Raw genomic sequence first — 15,114 nt, 5'->3', positions numbered from 1 at the left:
TTGCGCCCCATGGCCCTTATCGACAAACACGGCATCATCGAGCGCAACGCCTCGCTGCTGCTCGTCCTCACCCTGATCGTGGTCAGCATCGGCGGCATCGTCGAGGTGGCACCGCTGTTCTACCTGCAGAACACCATCGAGGACGTGGACGGCGTGCGTCCCTACACGCCGCTCGAGCTGGCGGGCCGGAACATCTACATCCGCGAGGGCTGCTATACCTGCCACAGCCAGATGATCCGGCCGTTCCGCGACGAGGTGGAACGCTACGGCCATTACTCGCTGGCGGCGGAATCGATGTACGATCATCCCTTCCAGTGGGGCTCCAAGCGGACGGGACCAGACCTCGCCCGCGTCGGTGACCGCTACTCGAACGAGTGGCACGTCGAGCACCTGACCAACCCGCGCGCGCTGGTGCCGGAATCGATCATGCCCAGCTACGGCTTCCTCGCCGCCACGGAGCTCGATCCGTCGACGATCGCCGGGCACCTGTCGGCCAACGTGGCGGTCGGCGTGCCCTATACGCAGGAGATGATCCAGAACGCCCAGCTCGACATGATCGCGCAGGCGAATCCGGACGCCGACAGCGCCGGGCTGATCGAGCGCTACCAGAACGTGCGCGTCGACAATTTCGACGGCAACGCCGCGCGGCTGACGGAGATGGACGCCATGGTCGCGTATCTGCAGATGCTCGGGACGCTGGTCGATTTCTCGACCTACGACGGGCAGGCCAACTATCGCTGAATGGGTTCGACCGATGGAAACGGCACTCTACGACACGCTTCGACACTTCGCCGACACCTGGGGGCTGATCTACATGTTTGCGATCTTCCTCGCCGTGGCGATCTTCCTGCTGCGCCCCGGGGCAAGGGAACACGCTGCCCACGCCGCGATGATCCCGCTGCGTGACAACGAACCCGCCCGGGAGGATGACCGGCCATGAGCGACAAGCCCATTGACGAACTCAGCGGCGTCGAGACCACCGGCCACGAATGGGACGGCATCAAGGAGCTCAACAACCCGCTGCCGCGCTGGTGGCTGTGGACCTTCTACGGCAGCATCGTCTTCGCGCTCGGCTACACCATCGCCTACCCCGCCTGGCCGCTGATCTCCACGGCGACCGGGGGTGTGCTCGGCTATTCCAGTCGTGCCAATCTCGACGAGAGCCTCGCTTCCGCCAGGGCCGCACAGGGTGATCTGCTGGCGCAGATCGAGACGCGGCCGCTGGCCGACATCATCGCCGATGATGCCCTTGCCCGCTTTGCCCGTGCCGGCGGCAGATCGACCTTCAAGGTCTACTGCTCGCAGTGCCACGGCAGCGGCGCCGAAGGTGCGGCCGGCTATCCCAATCTCAACGACGACGAGTGGATCTGGGGTGGCAGCGTCGAGCAGATCTACACGACCATCGCGCATGGGGCGCGCTCGACGGATCCGGAGACCCACTACAACGTCATGCCCAATTTCGGTGCCGACGCGCTGCTGTCCAAGGACGAGATCGACGTGGTGGCACGGCAAGTGGCCTCGCTGTCCGGCATCCCCGGCGGGGAGGCGACGCCCGAGGGGGCGCAGCTTTACGCCGACAATTGCGCATCGTGCCACGGCGAGGCCGGTCAGGGGCTGGCCGAACTGGGCGGGCCGTCGCTGGCGGACCCCATCTGGCTCTACGGCAACAGCCTCGCGGCGATCACCGCCCAGATTCATGCGCCTCGTCACGGCATGATGCCGGCCTGGTCGGGCAAGCTGGGCGACGCTGCCATCAAGCAGCTCGCCGTCTACGTGCACGGACTCGGCGGCGGCCAGTAATGCTTTCCACCACCAACATGCCGGGAGGGGGGCAGCGCAGGAAACGCAACGGGGGGTGCCGATGAGCATCGAGGAGTCAGCTCGCCCGGCCCCTGGCGCCGACGCACCCGAGACCGACCGCTTCGAGGTCGAGCCCGTCAACGCCCCCCGGCTGCGCCAGCCGTTGTACGCGCCGCGAAAGAAGATCTTTCCCAGGCGCACCAGCGGCAGTTTCCGCCGGTTCAAGTGGCTGGTGATGTGGCTCACCCTGGGCATCTATTACGTCACCCCGTGGCTGCGCTGGGATCGCGGCCCGTTCGCGCCCGACCAGGCGGTGCTCGTCGATCTCGCCAACCGGCGCTTCTATTTCTTCTTCATCGAGATCTGGCCGCAGGAATTCTATTACGTCGCCGGCATGCTGGTGATGGCCGGCATCGGCCTGTTCCTCATCACTTCGACGGTGGGCCGGGCCTGGTGCGGCTATACCTGCCCGCAGACGGTGTGGGTCGACCTGTTCCTGTGGGTGGAGCGCGCCATCGAGGGCGACCGCAACGCCCGCATGAAACTCGACGCCGGGCCGTGGACGGCCGAAAAGCTCGTCAAGCGCGTCAGCAAGCACGCCATCTGGCTGGTCATCGGTGTCCTCACCGGCGGCGCCTGGATCTTCTATTTCGCCGATGCGCCGACGCTGCTTGCCGATGTCGTCTCGCTGCAGGCCCCCGTCGTCGCCTACGCCACCATCGCGCTGCTCACGGCCACCACCTACACATTCGGTGGGCTGATGCGCGAGCAGGTGTGCACCTACATGTGCCCCTGGCCGCGCATCCAGGCGGCGATGCTGGACGAGAACTCGCTCACCGTCACCTACAACGACTGGCGCGGCGAGCCGCGTTCCCGCCACACCAAGAAGGCGATGGCCGAAGGCAAGGCGGTGGGCGACTGCGTCGACTGCAACGCCTGCGTCGTCGTCTGCCCCATGGGCATCGACATCCGCGACGGCCAGCAGCTGGAATGCATTACCTGCGCCCTGTGCATCGACGCCTGCGACGACGTGATGACCCGGCTCGGACGCGACAAGGGGCTCATTTCGTACGCAACCCTCGCCGACTACAACGCCAACATGGCTATCGCCAGCGGCGGCTCCGGCGTCATCGATCCCGCCCGTGTGCGTGACCGGGCGACCGCCAAGCTCTCCGGGGCCCTGCGGCATACCACCTGGCGCTCGATCGTGCGGCCGCGCACGCTCGTCTATTTCGCCATCTGGGCCGGCATCGGCCTCGCCATGCTGACGGTTCTGGCGCTGCGCTCGCCGCTGGCGCTCAATGTGCTGCACGACCGCAATCCGCTCTACGTGCAATTGCAGGACGGCACGGTGCGCAACGGCTACGACGTCAAGATCCTCAACATGACGCCGGAGCCGCGCACGGTGACGTTGACACTCGAGGGCCTGCCTGGCGCCACCATGACGCTCGCCGGCAGCGACGCCGCGCCCACCGCGTCTCTCGCTGTCGAACTCGAGCCCGACAAGGTGCTGCCGCTGCGCCTCTACGTGCGCGCCGACCCCGCGGACCTGGCCGCGCCGCACAGCGCCTTCAAGATGGTCGCGGCGAGCCGCGACGGCAGCGTCCGCGCCGAGGCAGACGCCAAGTTCGAGGCCCCCGGAAGATGACCGCGCAAATCCAGCCCACCGCCACGGGGCGACCCTTCACCGGCCGGCACATGCTGCTGGTGATGATCGGTTTCTTCGGCGTCGTCATCTCGGTCAACGTGCTGCTGGCGGTCTATGCCGCCACCACGTGGAGCGGCCTCGTGGTGCCCAATTCCTACGTGGCGAGCCAGGAGTTCCAGGCCCGCCATGACGCCATGGCGGCGCAGCATGCCCTCGGCTGGATGCCGCATTTCAGTTATGTGCCCGGTACCGTCCGCTTCGTCATCGCAGATGCCGGCGGGCGGCCGGTCGATCTCGGCCCCGTGACGCTGCAGGTCAACCGGCCGGTCGGTACGAAAGACGAGGTCATCCTCACCCTGCAACCGGTCCGCCGCGGCACCTATGAGGCCGCGCTGGTTCTGGGCGAGGGCGTGTGGGACGCGACAATCGGCGCGGAGACGACAGGGGCCGGGCCGTTCCATTATCAGCATCGCTTCGCCGTGGAGGCGGCCAACCCATGACCTGCTGTGCCCCAGGGGCCGAAAGTTTCGCGGTCCAGGACTTGAGCGGCATCGAGACCGACGAGGAGGCGTTGCTGGCGCTGAGCCGCAAGCTCGGCGACGGCACGCGGCAGCTCGAGTTCGCCGTGCCCGATGCGCACTGCGCGTCCTGCATCCGCAGCATCGAGACGGCGCTTGACGCCATGCCGCAGGTGCAGAGCGCCCGCGTCAACCTGTCCCGGCGCCGCGTCCGCGTCGTGTTCGACCCGGCGCGTGGCAGCGTGGCCGAGATCGCGCCGGCGATCGTGGCGAGCGGCTATCACACCCACGTCGTTGATCCCGAGGCGGAGAGCGACGGCGACCCGGTACTGCGCGAATTGGTCAAGGCGCTCGCCGTCGCCGGCTTCGCCGCCGGCAACATCATGCTGTTCTCCGTCTCCGTATGGTCGGGGGCGGAGGGCGCGACGCGCGACCTGTTCCACTGGATCTCGGCACTGATCGCCGTGCCGGCCATCGCCTATGCCGGGCGGCCCTTCTTCCGCTCGGCGTGGCGGGCCCTGCGCGTTGGCCGGACCAACATGGACGTGCCGATCTCGATCGGCGTCGTCCTCGCCGCGCTGCTGAGCCTGTTCGAGACGCTGCGCTCGGGCGAGCACGCCTATTTTGACGCTTCGACGACGCTGCTGTTCTTCCTGCTCATCGGGCGCACCCTCGACCACCTGATGCGCGAACGCGCCCGCAGCGCCGTGACCAACCTCGCCCGGCTCGCCCCGCGCGGCGCCGTCCAGGTGCTGGCGGACGGACGCCGCGAATACGTGGCGCTCAACGACATTGCGCCCGGAATGGAGCTCGAGCTCAAGGCCGGGGAGCGCGTCCCGGTGGACGCCACCGTCCTCAGCGGTGCGAGCGAACTCGACTATGCCATCGTCACCGGCGAGACCCGGCCCCTGCAGGTGGGGCCCGGCAGCACGCTGATGGCGGGCGCCAACAATCTCTCGGGCACGCTGACCATCCGCTGCGACAAGCCGTCGGAGGAATCCTTCCTCGCCCGCATGGCGGCCATGATGGAAGCGGCCGAGGGCGCCAAGTCGTCCTACCGGCGCATCGCCGACCGCGCCGCGGCGATCTACGCCCCGGCCGTGCACACCCTCGCCATCCTCACCTTCCTCGGCTGGGGCGTCCTCAGCGGCGACTGGCATGCCGCCATCCTCAATGCCGTCGCCGTGCTCATCATCACCTGTCCCTGCGCGCTGGCGCTGGCGGTGCCCATCGTGCACGTCGTCGCCGCCGGCCGGCTGTTCGAGGGCGGCGTGCTGATGAAGGACGGGGTGGCGCTCGAGCGTGCCGCCCAGGTCGACGGCGTCGCCTTCGACAAGACTGGCACGCTGACCTACGGCACGCCGCGGCTGGTGCGGTCCCGCACCGACTCCGACGAAGCCATGCGGGTCGCGGCGGCGCTCGCCGCCCGCAGCACGCATCCGCTGTCGCGGGCGCTGGCGGCAACGCTTCCGGCGACGCCGCCCTTTGCCGGCGAGACGACCGAAGTGGCCGGTTTCGGCATCGAGGGCCGCATCGGCACCACCGTGTGGCGCCTCGGCAACGCGCGCTGGGACGGCATTGCCGGCGGACCCGAGGGCGAGGGGTCGCAGGTGTGGATCAGTCGGGACGGCCAGCCCATGGGCTATTTCGAATTCGCCGACGAGCCGCGCGCCGATGCCGCTGCGGCCATCGCCGCGCTGGAGACGGCCGGCCTGCCGGTCAGCATCCTGTCGGGAGACCGGCGCGAAACCGTCGCCGCGCTGGCGGCGCGGCTCGGCGTCGCCGATTTCGAGGCGGGGTTGCTGCCCGAGGACAAGGTGGCCGCCATCCACCGGCGGGGCAGGGTCATGATGGTGGGCGACGGCATCAACGACGCCCCGGCGCTGCGCGCCGCCCATGTCTCCATGGCGCCGTCCACGGCGGCCGATATCGGCCGTAGCGCCGCCGATTTCGTCTTCACCGGCGAAAAGCTGGCGGCCGTCCCGTTCGTCCTCGGAACGGCCCGGCGCGCCGCCGCCATCGTCAGGCAGAACATCGCCATCGCCATCGGCTACAACTTCATCGCCGTGCCGCTCGCCGTGACCGGCCACGTCACTCCGCTGATCGCCGCCATCGCCATGTCGGGCTCCTCCATCGTCGTCGTCGTCAACGCCCTGCGCCTGCGCCTGCGTGGCGCCCGGGCGACGGCCGCCATCGAGCCCGTGGGGCTGCAACCGAGCGGAGTCTCGCCATGAGCGGACTGTTGCTGCTCATCCCTGTGGCGGTGTGCCTGGGCATCCTCGCCCTGGTCGCCTTCATGTGGGCCCTGCGTTCGGGCCAGTACGAAGACCTCGAGGGCGCCGGCCACCGCATTCTCGACGACGACAAGGACAAGCCGCGACCCAGCTGACGGCCCGCCGGGACGGCACACAAGCGGAAGTGAAAAAGATGGACCTCGACTACAGCCCCGAACTCGTCGAACGCTACTCCAAGCCGGTGCCCCGCTACACCAGCTACCCCACGGCGCCGCACTTCCACGACGGCGTCGACAACGCCACCTACTGGCGCTGGCTCGAGGAACTCGCGCCGGGCACGAGGCTGTCGCTCTACTTCCACGTGCCCTATTGCGACCGGCTGTGCTGGTTCTGCGGCTGCCACACCAAGCAGGTGCTACGCTACGAGCCCATCGCCAAGTACCTGGTCGCGCTGCATGCCGAGATCAGCGCCGTCGCCGCCCGGCTCGAGGGGCGGGGCAAGGTCGTGGCGCTGCATTTCGGCGGCGGCTCGCCCTCGATGCTGGTGCCCGACGACTGGCGGCGTCTCAACGCGCTGCTGCGGGAGAGCTTCCCCTTCGCCGACGATGCCGAATTCAGCATCGAAATGGACCCCAACGACATGGAGCCGGCGCGCTACGACGCGCTCGCCGAGATCGGGGTGACGCGCGCCAGCCTCGGGGTGCAGGATTTCAACCACGAGGTGCAGGTCGCCATCAACCGCCTGCAGACCTACGAGCAGACCAAGGCGGTCGTCGACGCCATGCGTGAGCGCGGCGTGCGCTCGGTCAATCTCGACGTGCTCTACGGCCTGCCGCACCAGACGCTCGATACCGTCGCCGCCACCATCGAGCAGACGCTGTCGCTCGACCCCGACCGCATGGCGCTGTTCGGCTATGCCCACGTGCCGTGGATGAAGACGCATCAGCGCATGATCGACGAGGCCGCCCTGCCCGATATCCACGCCCGCTTCGCGCAGGCGCGCGCGGCCTCGGCGCAGATCGTCGCGGCCGGCTACGACGCCATCGGCTTCGACCATTTCGCCAAGCCCGACGACAAGATGGCAATCGTCACCCGCAGCGGCGCGCTGCACCGCAATTTCCAGGGCTACACCGTGGACGAACCCGACGCGCTCATCGGCTTCGGTGCCTCGGCCATCGGCCAGCTGCCGCAAGGCTACGTGCAGAACACCGTGCCGACCGCCGAGTACCAGCGCCGGGTCCTGGCCGATGGGGCGACCATCGCCAAGGGCGTCGCCTTCACCGCCGAGGACCGCGTGCGTGCCTACGTGATCGAGCGGCTGATGTGCGACTTCTCGGTGTCGCTGCTGCGCCTGCGCGAGCTTTTTGGCGCGAATGCCAACCCGGTACTGGGGGAAATGCAGCTGACCGTGATGAACGACAGCGACGGCTTCACCGAGATCGTCGGCAACAGCTTCCGCGTACGCCCGCGCGGGCGCCCCTTCGTGCGCACCATCGCCGCCGGCTTCGACAGCTATCTGCGCGTCGGAGGGGCCCGCTACTCGCTCGCCGTGTAGCCCCGCGTAACTCCATTTTTGACCCCGGAGCGTTTTTGCGCGACAAGGCTTGCGGCAAGTTCCGCCTGCCGAGCGTGCGAAGAGTCCGAGGATACCGCAGTGACCACCGTGAACCGAGCCCTGGTCAGGGGGCTGCCGTTGTTCCAGAAGCTGAGCGACGAGGAACTCGATGACATCCTGGCCGCGTCGGTAAGCAAGCGCTACCCTGCCGGGCAGCCGGTCTTCGAGCAGGGCCAGGCGGCCGAACAGTTCTTCGTCCTGCTGCACGGGCGCCTGCGGGTGACGCAGGTCACCCCCGAGGGCCAGCAGGTGGTCATCCGCATCGTCAACCCCGGCGACCTGTTCGGCATTGCCAAGGCGCTGCTGCGCACCGACTATCCGGGGACGGCGACGGCGGTGGTTGAAAGCGTGGCGCTGGCCTGGCCGATGTCCGCCTGGAACACCTTCATGGACGAGCACCCCTCCCTTGCCATCAACGCCATGCAGACCATGGGCGGGCGCCTGCAGGAGGCGCAGGCGCGGCTGCGCGAACTGGCGACGCAGGAGGTCGAGCGCCGCGTCGCCCACGCCGTGCTCCGCCTCGGCAGCCAGTCCGGCAAGAAGGAACCCAATGGGATCCGCATCGATTTCCCGCTGTCCAAGCAGGACATCGCCGAAATGACCGGGACGACGCTGCACACCGTGTCGCGCATCCTCAGCGCCTGGGAGGCCGCCGGCCTCGTCGAGGGCGGACGCCAGAAGCTGCTGCTGCGCGACCCGCACAAGCTGCTCCTGATCGGCGACGGCCAGCTTCCCGGCCTGCTCTAGGGCGGCGACGGTCACTGCGCCGGCGCCGCGGCATTTGCGGCAGGTCAAATCCCGTCGCCGCGCGGCTGCTATCTCTAGCTGCGGAAGCGCCGGGCCAGGCGGCATCGCCCAGACGCACACGCTCTGGCGTGGAGGACGCACAATGGCACAAATCGTCGTCTTGGGAGCCGGGCTCGGCGGCACCATCATGGCCTACGAACTCAAGGACCGCCTGGGCGAGGCCCACTCGGTCGCCGTCGTCTCCCGGGGCAAGGAGTATTCCTTCGTTCCCTCCAACCCCTGGGTCGCTGTCGGCTGGCGCGACCGCGGCGAGGTGACCGTCGACCTCGAGCCGGTGTTCCGCAAGCGCAACATCACGCTGCATCCCGAGGGCGCCAGGCGGGTGCATCCGGCCGAACGTCGCATCGAGCTCAATGACGGCCAGTCGGTGGCGTACGACTATCTCGTCATCGCTACCGGCCCCGAACTCGCCTTCGATGAGATCGAGGGCTTCGGGCCCGCACGCAACTCGCAGTCGGTGTGCTTCATCGACCATGCACTGGCGGCCAAGCCGGCCTTCGACGCGCTCGTGCGCAACCCCGGCCCGGTCGTGGTCGGGGCCGTGCAGGGCGCGTCCTGCTTCGGCCCGGCCTACGAATTCGCCTTCATCCTCGAAAAGGCGCTGCGCGATGCCAGGGTCCGCGACCGGGTGCCGATGACCTTCGTCACCTCGGAGCCGTATATCGGCCATCTCGGCCTCGACGGCGTCGGCGACACCAAGGGCCTGCTCGAAAGCGAGATGCGCGAGCACCACATCAAGTGGATCTGCAATGCCCGGGTCGACAAGGTCGAGGCCGACAAGGTCGTGGTCTCCGAGATCGCCGAGGACGGCGCGGTCAGGCAGGTGCACGAGATCGCCTCCGTCTACACCATGATGATCCCCGCCTTCCGCGGCGTCGAGGCGGTGCGCGGCATCGAGGGGCTGACCAATCCGCGGGGCTTCATCCTCGCTGACAAGTACCAGCGCAACCCCGCCTTTCCCGAGATCTTCTCGGTCGGCGTCTGCGTCGCCATCCCGCCGGTCGGCAAGACGCCGGTGCCCGTCGGCGTGCCCAAGACCGGCTTCATGATCGAATCCATGGTCACCGCCACGGCGCAGAACATCGCTCGCCTGCTCGAGGGCAAGGCGCCCAACGCCATCCCCACCTGGAACGCCGTCTGCCTCGCCGATTTCGGCGATTCCGGCGTCGCCTTCGTGGCCCAGCCGCAGATTCCGCCGCGCAACGTCAACTGGTCGAGCTCGGGCAAGTGGGTGCATACCGCCAAGGTGGCGTTCGAGAAATATTTCCTGCACAAGATGAAGTCGGGGACCTCGGAGCCCTATTACGAAAAGCTCGCGCTGCAGGCCCTGGGCATCGGCAAGCTCAAGGCGGTGGTCACCACCGACGCCGAGCTGGAGTAAGCTGACCCGAATCTCGCGACGGCCGCGCCTGGCCCTGTCCGCGGCTGTCCGATGGAGGCAACGCTGCCGGTTACGCTCGATCCGCTGTTCCTCAGTTTCGTCGTCGCCCTCGGCATCGGGCTGCTCATCGGCACCGAGCGCGAGCGGCGCAAGGCCGAGCAGCAGCGCGCCTCCGTCGCCGGGCTGAGGACGTTCGCCATCGCCAGCCTGACCGGGGCTGTCGCCATGGCCGCGGGCGGCGTCGCCCTGCTCATCGCGGCGACGCTCGCGATCACCGCACTGGTGGCGGTTTCCTACTGGAGCGAGCACGAAGCCGACCCTGGCCTGACGACCGAGATCGCCCTGGTGAGCGCGGTGCTGCTGGGCGGCCTGGCGAGCAGCCAGCCGACGCTGGCGATCGCCGGCGGCGTCGCCGTGACGGTGCTGCTGGCGGCGCGCTCCTGGCTGCACCGCTTCGTCAGCACGGTGCTCACGGAGTCCGAACTGCGCGACGGGCTGATCTTCGCCGCCGCCACCTTCATCGTCCTGCCCTTCCTGCCCGATCGCGCCATCGATCCGTTGGACGCCCTCAATCCGCGCCGCATCTGGACCGTGCTCGTGCTGGTAATGGGCATCAGCGCCGTCGGGTACGTCGCCGTGCGCGTCTTCGGCGCGCGTTTCGGCCTGCCCATCGCCGGCTTCGCTTCAGGCTTCATCTCCTCGACCGCGACCATCGGCGCCATGGGCAGCCGCGCCCGCAAGGCCGCCTCCGGGATGGGCCCGGCCGTCGCCGGCGCCATCCTGTCGACCGTTGCCACGGTCGTCCAGATGGCGCTAGTGCTGGCCGCCACCAGCCTCGCCGTGTTGCAGCAGATGGCGCCCGCCCTTGCCGCCTCGGGCGTCGCCGCGGCGCTGTATGCCGCCATCTTCTCGGTCCGGCTGCGCCACGACGCCGACGCAGAAGCGCAGCCCGGCCGCGCTTTCAGCCTGCGCACGGCGCTGTTCTTTGCCGCCAGCCTGGCGGTGATCCTCGTCGGCGCGGCGGTGCTGCGCAACGGCTTCGGGGCGGCGGGCGTGGTCGCGGCGGCGGCGCTGGGCGGCCTCGTGGACACCCATTCCTCCGCCATCGCCGTCGCTACCCTGGCCGCCACCGGTAAGCTGGCCCCGGCCGAAACCGTGCTGCCCATCCTCATCGCCCTGTCCACCAACACGCTGAGCAAGATCGTGCTCGCCGCCGTCAGCGGCGGGGCCGCCTTCGCCCTCAGGGTGGTGCCCGGCCTGGTCTTCGTCATCGCCGCGGCATGGCTCGGCGCCTGGCTGAGCTAAAGCGCGCCGCCCGCCCCGGGCCACAACTCGCGCAGCGGCTTCTGCAGCGCGTGCCGCACCTGGGCGATCTGCCCCGCGGTGACGTGCCGGTCGAGCACGGTGAAGACGGCACGGATGGCGAGGTCCGGGTTCTTCAGCGGATCGGCGGGAAAGGCGCGTTGCACCCGGGCGACGAAATCCTCCTTGGAGCGCGGATGCGCCGGCGTCGCCGACGGGTTCCAGCCCTCGTAGTAGATGCCGCGCAGCAGCGTCGGCAGTTGTGCCCCCAGGTCGGCGGCCTCGTCGACGCCGAGCCAGTCGCGCAGCGCGTGCAGCGTCGCCCGCAGCAGGCGGTAGGAATCGTTCCTGCCGTCGAGATGGGCCGCCTGGGCGAGCTCGTTGAGCCAGACATTCACCTGGCTGGTGGCCCCGTCGAGGGTGGCGATACCGGTATCCGACATGCTTACACCTCCAATGGTTGCGAGCCGCCCCCGGCGGTTTCGCCGGCCGGCGGATGGCCGCCGATCGCCGGGAAGTCGGCGGGCGTGATCGTCTCCTTGTCGAGCAGCAGCTGCGCGCCCGCCTCGAGATCGGGGCGCCGCTCGCCCAGGATTGCCTTGGCCCGCTCGAATGTCTGCGCGATCAGGTCGCGCACGGCGAGGTCGACCTCGCGCGCGGTGTCCTCGGCGTAGTCGCGCCGCGTCGGGGTGATGGCGGTATCGAGATAGGGCTGCAGCACCTGCTCCAGCACGGCCTGGCCGGTGCTGTCGCCCATGCCGAAGCGGGTGACGTACTGGCGGGCGATGTCGGTGGCCTTGGCGAGGTCGTCGGCGGCGCCGGTCGAGAAATCGCCGAACACCACGAACTCGGCGGCGCGCCCGCCCATCAGCACGGTCATGCGGTCGGTGAGCTCGCCGGCGGTGATGACGTAGCGGTCCTCGGTGGGCCGCTGCATGGTGTAGCCGAGCGCGCCGATCGAGCGCGGGATGATGGACACCTTGTGGATCGGGTCGCTCCCCGGGATCGAGGCGGCGACCAGCGCGTGGCCGAGTTCGTGATAGGCGACACGCCGGCGCTCCCTGGGGGTGAGCAGGCGGCTGCGCCGCTCGGCGCCGGCGACGATGCGCTCGACCGCGGCGGTGAAATCGTCCATCGACACCGAGTCGGCGTTGCGCCGCGTGGCGAAGATCGCCGCCTCGTTGACCAGATTGGCGAGGTCGGCGCCGGTGAAGCCGGGGGTGATGGCGGCGATGTGGTCGATGTCGACCCCCGCGGCCGGCCGGATCCGGCGCATGTGCACGGCAAGGATCGCGGCCCGCCCCTTGCGGTCGGGGCGGTCGAGCGCGATCTGGCGGTCGAAGCGGCCCGAGCGCAGCAGCGCCGGATCGAGCACTTCGGGCCGGTTGGTGGCCCCGAGCAGCACGATGCCGACGCGCGGGTCGAAGCCGTCGAGTTCGGCGAGCAGCTGGTTCAGCGTCTGCTCCTTCTCGTCGTTGCCGCCGAAATTGCCGAAGGCCGAGCGGGCGCGGCCGAGGGCGTCGAGTTCGTCGATGAAGATGATGCAGGGGGCCGATTTGCGTGCCTGCTCGAACAGGTCGCGCACGCGGGCCGCGCCGACGCCGACGAACATCTCGACGAATTCGGAACCGGAAATGGAGAAGAACGGCACGCCGGCCTCGCCGGCGACGGCGCGCGCCAGCAGCGTCTTGCCGGTGCCCGGCGGGCCGACCAGCAGCACGCCCTTGGGGATGCGCGCGCCCAGCCGGCCGTATTTGTCCTTGTCCTTGAGGAAGGAAACGATCTCCATGAGCTCGGCCTTGGCCTCGTCGATGCCGGCGACATCGGCAAAGCTCACGCCGGTCTGCGCCTCGACATAGATCCTCGCCTTGGACTTGCCGATCGCGGTGAGGCCGCCGATGCCGCCGCCGCGTTCGGCGATGCCGCGGAAGACGAAGAACCAGAAGCCAACGAGGATCAGCATCGGCAGGATCCACGACAGCAGCGTGGTCAGCCAGTTGGCATCGCTGCCGCCCTTGATGTCGACGCCGGCGCTGCGGAAGGTTTCCACCAGGGCCGGGTCCACCTTGTGCGTGGCGAAATAGTCGTAGCCGTTCTCGGTCGCCTTGAAGCGGCCCTCGATCATCGTTTCCGTGATCGACACCTCGGCGATCTTGCCGGCCTCGAGGTAACCGAGCAGCTCGGTGTAGCTGATCGCGGCCACCGAGCGGTAGCCGACCCACAGCTGGAAGGCCCCGAACAGGACGAGCGCACCGACGACGTACCACAGGTTGTATTGCTGCTTCTTGTCCATTGCGCCTCGCCCGGGATGCTCGATCGATCCTAGGCCGGCGCCCCGGAGGCGGCTTGATCCCGGTCAAGCGCAGCCCGAGGCCCCGCCTCGGCCTGAGCCCATCGGTTACTCCTCCAAATCTTCCCACCTTTCGCAAGGTGGACGGGGTCCCGCGGCGCCTGGCGTCTCTGGAGTTTTAGTATGAGGCGCCCCGGGACGCCGAGATTTAATGGCGGGCAGGTTCTGGGGCTTGGCTCCGGCCATCCCCGAGTTCATGGGGTCCGCCCTTGTCCTGCCCCGCGCCCGCGGGCCTACGGGAGACGACGCCCCCGCCCCGGCTGTCCCGCATGCCTCCGTTCGTCGCGCGGTCCCGTCCGTGTATGCGGAATGGGGGGAGCATAAGGCGGCTGGAGAGACCGGGGATAACGCGGCAAATAGCGGGGAGGGGCTGGGACGTGTCGGGATCGTTCCTCATCCACCGGACCTCTCCCTCCCCTTTGCGGGGAGGGTGCCGGCCCGTCAGGGACGACGGTGGGCCGCGCAGTTGACCACGGAAGGACCCCCACCCGTCCCGGCTGCGCCGGGCCACCCTCCCCACAAGGGGGAGGGATGGTCCCGACTGCGGCAACGTGCGCGCCGCGCTACCCGCTCCGTGCGGGAGCTTGGGGGAGGGGCATCCATCGCAGACCGATATCCTGTGGGCCGGGGCGGCGGCCGCGGTGTTGGTCAGCTGGCCAGCAGCGCTGCGATCTCGGCCCGGAGCTGTTCCATGCCGGCGCGGGTCTGGCTCGAGGTGACGATCAGCTCGGGATGCGCGGCCGGCCGTTTGGCGATGGCCGCCTGCGTCGCGCCGATCACCTTGTCGAGCTCGGCCTTCGACGGCTTGTCGGCCTTGGTCAGCACCACCTGGTAGCTGACCGCGGCCGCGTCGAGCTCGTTCATCACCGTGAGGTCGTTGGCCCTGGGCCCGTGCCGCCCGTCGACGAGGACATAGACGCGCCTCAGGTTCGGCCGCCCGGTAAGGTAGGCGTGGATAAGCTTCGTCCACTGCGCCACCTTGTCCTTGGGCGCCTGGGCGAAGCCGTAGCCGGGCATGTCGACGATCCTGAGCGGCGCATCGGCCGCCTCGAAGATGTTGAGCTCCTGCGTGCGCCCCGGCGTGTTGGAGGTGCGGGCCAGCCCCGTCATGCCGACGAGCGCGTTGATCAGCGACGACTTGCCGACATTTGAGCGGCCGGCGAAGGCGACCTCGGTGCGGTCGGCCGGCGGCAAGTCGGCGATCGTCACGCAGCCCTTGACGAAGATGAAGGGGCGCGCGAACAGCAGCCGGCCGGCTTCGGTGTCGCGTTCGGGGGCAGGAGCGGTGTCGGTCATGGCCTCTCCTTAGAGGCCCCGGTGGCCGAAGAAAAGCCCGGCCGCACCGCTGCCGGCGTCACAGCGGATAGCCGAAGGCGCGCTTTTCCAGGCCCCGACGGAAGATCTCGGCAGAAAATGCGGTCCAGTTGCGCACGTCCCCGGCCAGGGCGCCGACGCGCAC

The 15,114-nt window shown here is 69.0% G+C and carries 14 protein-coding genes; 11 read left to right on the top strand and 3 right to left on the bottom strand.

The window, feature by feature from the left end:
• The first annotated feature begins 9 nt into the window (after positions 1–9).
• The 11 genes from ccoO (at position 10) to VGD93_RS17140 (ending at position 11,308) form a co-directional block, all read left to right on the top strand.
• The gene (ccoO, locus tag VGD93_RS17190; protein WP_395013392.1) at positions 10–741 is read left to right on the top strand and encodes a cytochrome-c oxidase, cbb3-type subunit II; all 732 of its coding nucleotides are present in this window, start codon (positions 10–12) and stop codon (positions 739–741) included.
• A 13-nt stretch (positions 742–754) separates the two neighbouring features.
• On the top strand, positions 755–940 hold the full coding sequence (locus VGD93_RS17185) for a cbb3-type cytochrome oxidase subunit 3 (RefSeq protein WP_395013391.1): 186 nt from the start codon (positions 755–757) through the stop codon (positions 938–940).
• Positions 937–1,800: a cytochrome-c oxidase, cbb3-type subunit III gene (ccoP, locus tag VGD93_RS17180; RefSeq protein WP_395013390.1), complete on the top strand. Its 864-nt coding sequence runs from the start codon at positions 937–939 to the stop codon at positions 1,798–1,800. Before VGD93_RS17185 ends, ccoP begins: the two co-directional genes overlap by 4 nt.
• 61 nt (positions 1,801–1,861) lie before the next feature.
• On the top strand, positions 1,862–3,448 hold the full coding sequence (gene ccoG, locus VGD93_RS17175) for a cytochrome c oxidase accessory protein CcoG (protein ID WP_395013389.1): 1,587 nt from the start codon (positions 1,862–1,864) through the stop codon (positions 3,446–3,448).
• Positions 3,445–3,948: a FixH family protein gene (locus VGD93_RS17170; RefSeq protein WP_395013388.1), complete on the top strand. Its 504-nt coding sequence runs from the start codon at positions 3,445–3,447 to the stop codon at positions 3,946–3,948. The genes ccoG and VGD93_RS17170 overlap by 4 nt, the downstream gene beginning before the upstream one ends.
• Entirely contained in the window at positions 3,945–6,200 is a 2,256-nt protein-coding gene (locus VGD93_RS17165; RefSeq protein ID WP_395013387.1) for a heavy metal translocating P-type ATPase, read from the top strand. Before VGD93_RS17170 ends, VGD93_RS17165 begins: the two co-directional genes overlap by 4 nt.
• Positions 6,197–6,355, top strand: coding sequence for a cbb3-type cytochrome oxidase assembly protein CcoS (gene ccoS / locus VGD93_RS17160; RefSeq protein WP_395013386.1), 159 nt, complete (start codon positions 6,197–6,199; stop codon positions 6,353–6,355). The genes VGD93_RS17165 and ccoS overlap by 4 nt, the downstream gene beginning before the upstream one ends.
• A 38-nt stretch (positions 6,356–6,393) precedes the next feature.
• Positions 6,394–7,755: an oxygen-independent coproporphyrinogen III oxidase gene (hemN, locus tag VGD93_RS17155; protein ID WP_395013385.1), complete on the top strand. Its 1,362-nt coding sequence runs from the start codon at positions 6,394–6,396 to the stop codon at positions 7,753–7,755.
• A 99-nt stretch (positions 7,756–7,854) separates the two neighbouring features.
• Positions 7,855–8,562: a Crp/Fnr family transcriptional regulator gene (locus VGD93_RS17150; protein ID WP_395013384.1), complete on the top strand. Its 708-nt coding sequence runs from the start codon at positions 7,855–7,857 to the stop codon at positions 8,560–8,562.
• Between the two features lie 142 nt (positions 8,563–8,704).
• On the top strand, positions 8,705–10,003 hold the full coding sequence (locus VGD93_RS17145; protein ID WP_395013383.1) for an NAD(P)/FAD-dependent oxidoreductase: 1,299 nt from the start codon (positions 8,705–8,707) through the stop codon (positions 10,001–10,003).
• Between the two features lie 51 nt (positions 10,004–10,054).
• Positions 10,055–11,308: an MgtC/SapB family protein gene (locus VGD93_RS17140; protein ID WP_395013382.1), complete on the top strand. Its 1,254-nt coding sequence runs from the start codon at positions 10,055–10,057 to the stop codon at positions 11,306–11,308.
• On the opposite strand, the gene VGD93_RS17135 is transcribed toward VGD93_RS17140, so the two are convergent.
• From VGD93_RS17135 to yihA, 3 genes are all read right to left on the bottom strand, one after another.
• Positions 11,305–11,748, bottom strand: a complete 444-nt coding sequence (locus VGD93_RS17135; RefSeq protein ID WP_395013381.1) for a DUF2267 domain-containing protein — start codon at positions 11,746–11,748, stop codon at positions 11,305–11,307. The two genes, VGD93_RS17140 and VGD93_RS17135, sit on opposite strands and share 4 nt — an antisense overlap.
• A 2-nt stretch (positions 11,749–11,750) precedes the next feature.
• Positions 11,751–13,598 (bottom strand): ATP-dependent zinc metalloprotease FtsH, encoded by a 1,848-nt coding sequence (gene ftsH, locus VGD93_RS17130; RefSeq protein ID WP_395013380.1) that lies wholly within the window; start codon positions 13,596–13,598, stop codon positions 11,751–11,753.
• 705 nt (positions 13,599–14,303) lie between these two features.
• On the bottom strand, positions 14,304–14,951 hold the full coding sequence (gene yihA, locus VGD93_RS17125; protein WP_395013379.1) for a ribosome biogenesis GTP-binding protein YihA/YsxC: 648 nt from the start codon (positions 14,949–14,951) through the stop codon (positions 14,304–14,306).
• Between the last annotated feature and the right edge of the window lie 163 nt (positions 14,952–15,114).

It is taken from the genome of Devosia sp. (assembly GCF_036406155.1).
Taxonomy (GTDB): Bacteria; Pseudomonadota; Alphaproteobacteria; order Rhizobiales; family Devosiaceae; genus Devosia_A.
This window is presented reverse-complemented; position numbering and strand designations above follow the sequence as displayed.